This window comes from Streptomyces sp. TG1A-60 (assembly GCF_037201975.1).
Classification (GTDB): domain Bacteria; phylum Actinomycetota; class Actinomycetes; order Streptomycetales; family Streptomycetaceae; genus Streptomyces.
Map to the genome: position 1 here is coordinate 7,820,502 of NZ_CP147520.1, position 6,000 is coordinate 7,826,501.

General features: G+C 67.1%; 7 protein-coding genes. 3 read left to right on the plus strand and 4 right to left on the minus strand.

Going from position 1 to position 6,000, the window contains the following annotated elements; translation table 11 throughout:
- Window positions 1-142: 142 nt before the first annotated feature.
- The 4 genes from WBG99_RS34460 to WBG99_RS34475 form a co-directional block, all read right to left on the minus strand.
- Window positions 143-976 carry a transposase family protein gene (locus tag WBG99_RS34460; RefSeq protein ID WP_338900124.1) on the minus strand — a complete coding sequence of 278 codons (834 nt, stop codon included), beginning with the start codon at window positions 974-976 and terminating at the stop codon, window positions 143-145.
- A gap of 73 nt (window positions 977-1,049) precedes the next feature.
- On the minus strand, window positions 1,050-1,526 hold the full coding sequence (locus WBG99_RS34465; RefSeq protein WP_338900147.1) for a hypothetical protein: 477 nt from the start codon (window positions 1,524-1,526) through the stop codon (window positions 1,050-1,052).
- Between the two features lie 978 nt (window positions 1,527-2,504).
- A complete protein-coding gene (locus tag WBG99_RS34470) occupies window positions 2,505-3,755 on the minus strand; it encodes an IS256 family transposase (RefSeq protein ID WP_338894377.1) in 1,251 nt (416 codons plus the stop codon).
- Between the two features lie 57 nt (window positions 3,756-3,812).
- Window positions 3,813-4,316 carry a hypothetical protein gene (locus WBG99_RS34475; protein ID WP_338900148.1) on the minus strand — a complete coding sequence of 168 codons (504 nt, stop codon included), beginning with the start codon at window positions 4,314-4,316 and terminating at the stop codon, window positions 3,813-3,815.
- Here WBG99_RS34475 and WBG99_RS34480 point away from each other — a divergent pair.
- From WBG99_RS34480 to WBG99_RS34490, 3 genes are all read left to right on the plus strand, one after another.
- Complete coding sequence (locus WBG99_RS34480; protein ID WP_338900150.1) at window positions 4,291-4,644, plus strand: hypothetical protein; 354 nt, start codon at window positions 4,291-4,293, stop codon at window positions 4,642-4,644. The genes WBG99_RS34475 and WBG99_RS34480 overlap by 26 nt on opposite strands.
- Window positions 4,645-5,358: 714 nt before the next feature.
- Window positions 5,359-5,649, plus strand: coding sequence for a transposase (locus WBG99_RS34485; RefSeq protein WP_232654321.1), 291 nt, complete (start codon window positions 5,359-5,361; stop codon window positions 5,647-5,649).
- A 26-nt stretch (window positions 5,650-5,675) separates the two neighbouring features.
- Window positions 5,676-5,975 carry an IS3 family transposase gene (locus WBG99_RS34490; RefSeq protein WP_338900151.1) on the plus strand — a complete coding sequence of 100 codons (300 nt, stop codon included), beginning with the start codon at window positions 5,676-5,678 and terminating at the stop codon, window positions 5,973-5,975.
- The last annotated feature ends 25 nt before the right edge of the window (window positions 5,976-6,000 follow it).

A 6,000-nucleotide genomic window follows, 5' to 3' on the forward strand; every position in this document is an offset into this window, starting at 1 on the left:
CCATCGGCGGCCTGGCGCAGTCCCTCACTGAGGCTCCGCCAAGCTCGTTTCCGCAGTTCAGTGGGGCTGGTGTGATGCGTTGGTGAGGTCCTCACGCTGGCAGGTGGCGTGATCGTCGGGGCGAGATCATCCGCCCGCTCCGTCAGCGCTGTACTTCGCTGTTCGCCAGAACGAGCAGGGCCCGCAGGAGCGTGGTCGCCTGCCGGGTGTCCGTGCGGAGTTTGGTCAGGATCCGCCATGACTTGAGGTTCGCGAAGCCATGTTCGTTGGCGGCGCGTTCGCGGCTGACCAGGCGGTTCGCTTCCCTCTCGGCGACGGTCAGCTTGTGGTTGCGGGTGGCCTTGCGGCCGGTGATGATCACCGGGTCGTCTTCGGGCTTGTCGTCGAGGCCGACGAAGCCGAGGTCGGCCAGGGCGCCGAGGCCGGCTTCCCTCAGATGTCCGGTGATCTTGTTGTGGCGGGCGGTGGTGATCTCGCTGCACCGGCCGGGCTTGGCCGCGGAGATCCAGATCAGGTTGCCCTTCTCGTCGGTGACAGCGAGAAACAGCAGGCCATGGGCCTTATGTTTGCCGGAGTAGTTCTTCCGGTCGTCCCTCCCGGTGCGGCGGTGGGTGCGGATCAGGGTGCCGTCGAGGAGGACCACGACCCCGCCGCTGCGGGCGATCTTCTTGCATGCGCGGTCCAGGCGCGGGGCGCGGGCGGCCAGCAGCTTGACGACTTCCTTCACCCAGCGGCGGACGGTGGATTCGCCGACCTGGTTGCCGCCGGCCATGTCGGCCAGGCGCTGGTCGTGACGGAGTACGGCGAGCACGATGACGGCCTGCTTACCGGGTTCGGCCTTGCGCCAGACAGAGCGCATCCGGTTGCGGCGTTGGCGTATCAGGTCGGCGACGAGATCGATGGTCCGCTTCGACAGCGGGAGGCGGACCTGGTAGACAACATCCCGAGGGCCCTCGGCGGGCTGGTTTTTGGTCACACACTTACCAACTCCCGCCGGGGGCACTCGCGTTATGGCAGGAATCGGCCCGTCCGGCCAGCGGCGTTACTGGTCAGCGGGGAAGGTAACGCCCGGACGCGGTACGTGAGAGCCAGCCCCGGTCGGCAAGTTTGCGCAGCTGGCCCCGGACCGGCTCGATCTTCGCCGGACTCGCCTCCCGGCCCAGCCCGAGGGCGACGTCCTTGGCCATCACCGGACCGTCCGCCCCGGCCACGATCTCCATGATCCGTCGATATTCTGAGGTCAGGACCTCCAGTCCCATCCCCTCGACGCGGTCCGGCACCACTCGCATCCCGCCCGCACCCGGACCCACCGTCACAACGGCCGGCTCCGGCTCCGGCTCCGGCGACACGATGCCCGGCGGTCGCCGTCCACCATCAGTGGCCTCGGCCCACTGCCCGAACACCACCTCGGCGGCCTCCAACCGGGCGACCTCCGTTTCGAGTTCACCCAGCTCCTTGCGCAGCAGCTCGGCACGTTTCGCCAGCTCAAGCCGCCGCTCGATCGTCCACGCCAGCACGTCCGTCATGAACATCCCTCCCAGCGCAGAACCTACGCGGCGACCCCCGAACCTCACTCCAGAACCCACGAGAACACCTGCGCCAGACGATCTCGTGCTAACGATCACCCCACCTGCCAGCGTGAGGACCTCACCGACCCATCACACCAGCCCCACTGAACTGCGGAAACGAGCTTGGCGGAGCCTCACTGCTGCCGCTCTCTGGCCGAGCAGGTCGGTGGCTGGGGCTTACAACCGGGCGAGAGCCGTGCGTACGGGATTCGACGAATCCGGTGAGTTCGGTCCAGCCATCGGCGGATGGGACGACCCCACACGCTCACTCGGTGTTGACCTGGCAGTTCCTTGGGCCTCTGTCGTTCAACAAGTCCCAGAACTTGCCGCGTTCGCCCGACAGCGCCAAGGCGAGCGGTGGGCGTGGGACGCGAGCGCGGGTACTGCACCCTGTGCCGACGCAGAAAGACCACCAACAGACCGGTACTGCGGGCTGGCTCGTGTGCGAGTCAAGGCGCGATTCGCGCCTCATGCCCCGGACGAAGGCTCCTTGGAGGCGATCAGTCTTGCGGACGTCCGCGGCGAGGCGATCCCCCTGAACGACCTGTACGTCCTCGTTCTGTTCGCCCGTGTGGACGAGGACAGCAGCGATCTTCGGAATGCGAACGTTTGGTCAGCAGTCACCTTCACGGCCGAGTGCCTGACGCGTATGGGGCGAGAGGATGGCTCAGACATGCTTCGGTGGCGTCAGATCCACTCCCAGTGGGATCGCCTACCTCGCGGTGCGTACGACATAACCGCACGACTGCGCGCTGTTCGGGTTCCAGGATGGTGAGGTCTCCGCAATGGGGTCGTCGCCGGTCCGCTGTGGCTACCGCTTGTCCCTGCGTAACAAGCGCCGTAGGAAGGACGACGAGTCTTCGTCGCGAGGGTCGGGAGCGACGCGTTCGACGGACCGGGGAGTAATTGTCAAGAGTTGTGGATCAGTGGGGTTGCTCAGGCGGCGACTTCAGGGCGTTCTACGAGGTGACCGTTCTTGAAGCGGGCGCCGTTGCGGACGAGGGCGACAAGGTGGGGTGCGGTGATCGCTCGCCAGCGGGCCTGGGCGGACTCGACGAGCTTGAACACCATCGCCAGGGCCGCGGCCGGGCTGCCGGCCCCGCGGGTTACCTTGGTCCTCAACTTCACGGTGCTGAAAGTGGACTCGATGGGATTTGTCGTGCGCAGGTGCACCCAGTGCTCGGCGGGGAAGTCGTAGAACGCGAGGAGCTCGTCGGCCTCGTCGGTGATCTTCTTGGCCGCTTTCGGCCACTTCGCTCCGTAGGCACGCTCGAAGTCCCTGACCGCCTTCTCGGCGTGGTCACGGTCCTCGGCGTTGTAGATCTCCTGCAGGGCCTTCTTCGCGCCGGGCTGAGCCGACTTCGGTAGCGCGTTCATGACATTGCGGACCTTGTGAACCCAGCACCTCTGGTGTCTGGCCTGGGGAAACACCTCTGCGAGGGCCCTCCACAGGCCCATCGCCCCGTCGCCGACGACGAGTTCGGGATCGCGCATGCCGCGTCGGCGGCAGTCACGCAGCAGATCCGCCCATGACTCGGTCGATTCACGCAGCCCCTCGGCCAGCGCGATGAGTTCCTTGCGGCCGTCGGGGCGCACGCCCATGAGGACCAGGACGCAGGAGTGGGCCTGGCCGAGGCGGACCTTGGGGTGGACGCCGTCGGCCCACACGTAGACGTAATCGGAATCCGACAGGTCGCGGGCCTGGAAGGCGGTGTGGTCGTCGGTCCACTGCTTCGTCAGCCGGATCACCGTCGCCGGCGAGAGGCCGGCCGAGGAACCCAGGAACTGCTCCATCGCGGGCACGAAATCCCCGGAGGACAGTCCGTGGAGGTAGAGCAGGGGCAGGACCTCGCTGATCTTCGGGGACTTACGGCACCACGGCGCGAGGATCTTCGACGAGAACCGCTTGCGCTCACCGGTCTCCACGTCGACGCGCTTGTCGTTCACGCGGGGCGCCTTCACCACGACCGGCCCGGCGGCGGTGGTCACCGTCCGCTCGCGATGATGGCCGTTGCGGACCACCAGACGGCGGCCGACCTCGTCCCGCTCACCAGCCAACTCAGCTATGTACTGGTTGACTTCGGCCTCCAGGGCCGCGGCGAGCATCCGCCGGGCACCCTCACGGACGATGTCGTCCATCAGGGATCCGGTCTCGGTGGTTCCGTCGTTGTTGACTACGCTGAGCACGGGCGTGCCTTCCCAACCCGCGGTGCAACGCGGGTCTACTCGGTGACCATCAATCGATCACTCGGGAAGGTACGCCCTCCGCGTTTCGCGAGGCACCCCTCCCGAGGCCGATCCACAGGTCTTGAGCATTGCTCCGGACCGGGGCGGCGCCGACGGTGTGGGCTGAGGGCTCGCGGGTGTCGGACTGGGCAGGGCGATGCCGCGTTCGACGGCGATCCGGGCGGCGATCTCCCCCGCGTCGGCTGGGGCGGAAGGCCGCGGGATGACGTGCTCGGCAGCGAGCGTCGCCGCAGCGACTCCGGGGCGCTGGGCCGCGCTGGGCGGTCGTTGGACGGTGATCCCGGCGTCGGTGAGGATGCTCAGGTCGAGCCTCCAAGTAACGGCTGAGCGGCGCCGCCACAGCGCGAACGCGGCGTCGATGTGGCGGCGTGCCTTGATCCCGTCCATCTTGGTGACCTTGGTCAGGTGGGCGAAGGCTTTCGATTCCAGGCCGCGGACCTGGGCGTACCCGTAGTGGGTGACGGTGTGGCAGTCGGTGCACAGGCAGATCAGCCGCTTCAAGTACTGGACGCGGGCCGCGTCGTCGTACACCCACGAGCGTGTGGCCCGCGCCGTGCTGGCGTGGTCCGATCCCGACGCGCTGCGGGCCGACGACTACGAACAGGTCGGGCTGCTGCTCGCCGGGGCCGCCCGCGCGGTCGCCGACGACGTCCGCGCGCTCGCGGTCAGGCTGCCCGAGGACGACGGCCGGCGGCTGTTCGCCGAATACGTGATGGACCAGGCCGACGACTGCCTGGCGCGGCCCTCGCGGAACCTGCTCCGGGTCAGGGACAGGGCCCGTACGCTGCGGGCCCTGTCGAACGGCTGGACCGGCTCCAGGACGCCGTGACGGCCGGACAGGCACCCACCACGGCCTCCCCCTGATCGTCACCCGGTGCCGCCTCCCCCGTCGGCGCCGGGTGACCACCACGAAGCCCCCAATTTTTGTCGGTGTACTTGGCGCGGCGAAGCCGTTTGTACGAGCGGTGGCCCCAGCGCCCAACGGTTGGGGACAGCTCGCATCGGCCAGGGGAAAAGCCGGGCCCAGGCCCCATGGCCCCAGCCGGGGGCCCGCTGCTGGGTCGTGGGTCCGACTGTCGGCGATGACACAGATCAGTTGATCAGTGAAACCGGCGTGCCCACCAAGGGACTCAGCTCGAAGGAACAGGGCGAGGGCTGACCGGACCGGGATGCCGGGCCGATATGCCGGGCCGGACCTGAATCTGGAGACGCGCGGTTTAAGTTCTACCCGAGGAGCTTGCCCACATTGATGGGCATGCCCTGGAGCGCAGCGAACACGGGTGCCGTACCGGTACCGAGCTTGATGGGCTCAGTGAGTTTGTACAGTTGGCCGCCGGTGGGCGATCCGGCAGGGTTGGCGGCCAGGCCGCCGAGAATCGGGACAGGATCGGCGCTGGGGGCGACGGCTGAGGCGCTGTACGCCGATCCCCCCAGGGCGCCGAGGGTGAGGAGTGCGGTAGCCGTGATCCGGGATGCTGAGGGGCCCCGAAGTTTCCGGACAGGCACCCAATAGGGTTGTCCTGAACAAGGAAACGAGGAAGAAGTGGCGCCACCCAGTAAGTACTCGCCGGAGTTCCGCGAGGAAGCCGTCCAGATCGCGTTGAGGTCAAGCAAGACGATCTCCGAAGTCGCCCGGGAGCTTGAGCTGAACTCGGAGACGCTACGCGGCTGGGTGAAGAAGTACCAGAAGCAGCAGGAACCGGCCCCCGACGCGGAACTGACGGTGAACGAGCGAGCGCGCCTGAAGGAACTCGAACGACGCAACCGCGAGCTGGAGATGGAAGTTACCTTCCTGAAAAAAGCCGCAGCGTACTTCGCGAAGGATCCCCGGTAGCAAGCAAGTACGAGTTCATCGACGAGATGCGGCTCGACACCGAGAAGTACGCATACAGCGTCGAGTTCATGTGCGGCCGACTCGGCGTCTCCAGATCCGGCTACTACGACTGGCGATCCCGCCCGGAATCCGCGACAGCTCAGCGGCGCGAAGAACTGAAATTGCTCATCGAGAAAGCCTTCGACATGTCCGACAGCACCTACGGGCACCGGCGCATCCAGGCCCAGCTGCACCGCTGGGGCGTCGCCGCGGGCGTCGGTGGCCGCCGCGGCGCAGGTGCTGGTTTCATCTATCGGAGGGAATGGATTAACCTTAGCAATACGTAACTGAACGAAGTAGAGGACATAACAC

What these genes read in the sequence shown, in the direction of transcription:
- WBG99_RS34490 (WP_338900151.1), top strand. Translation starts at nt 5,676, where the DNA reads ATGCGGCTCGACACCGAGAAGTACGCATACAGCGTCGAGTTCATGTGC.
- WBG99_RS34465 (WP_338900147.1), bottom strand. Translation starts at nt 1,526, where the DNA reads ATGACGGACGTGCTGGCGTGGACGATCGAGCGGCGGCTTGAGCTGGCG.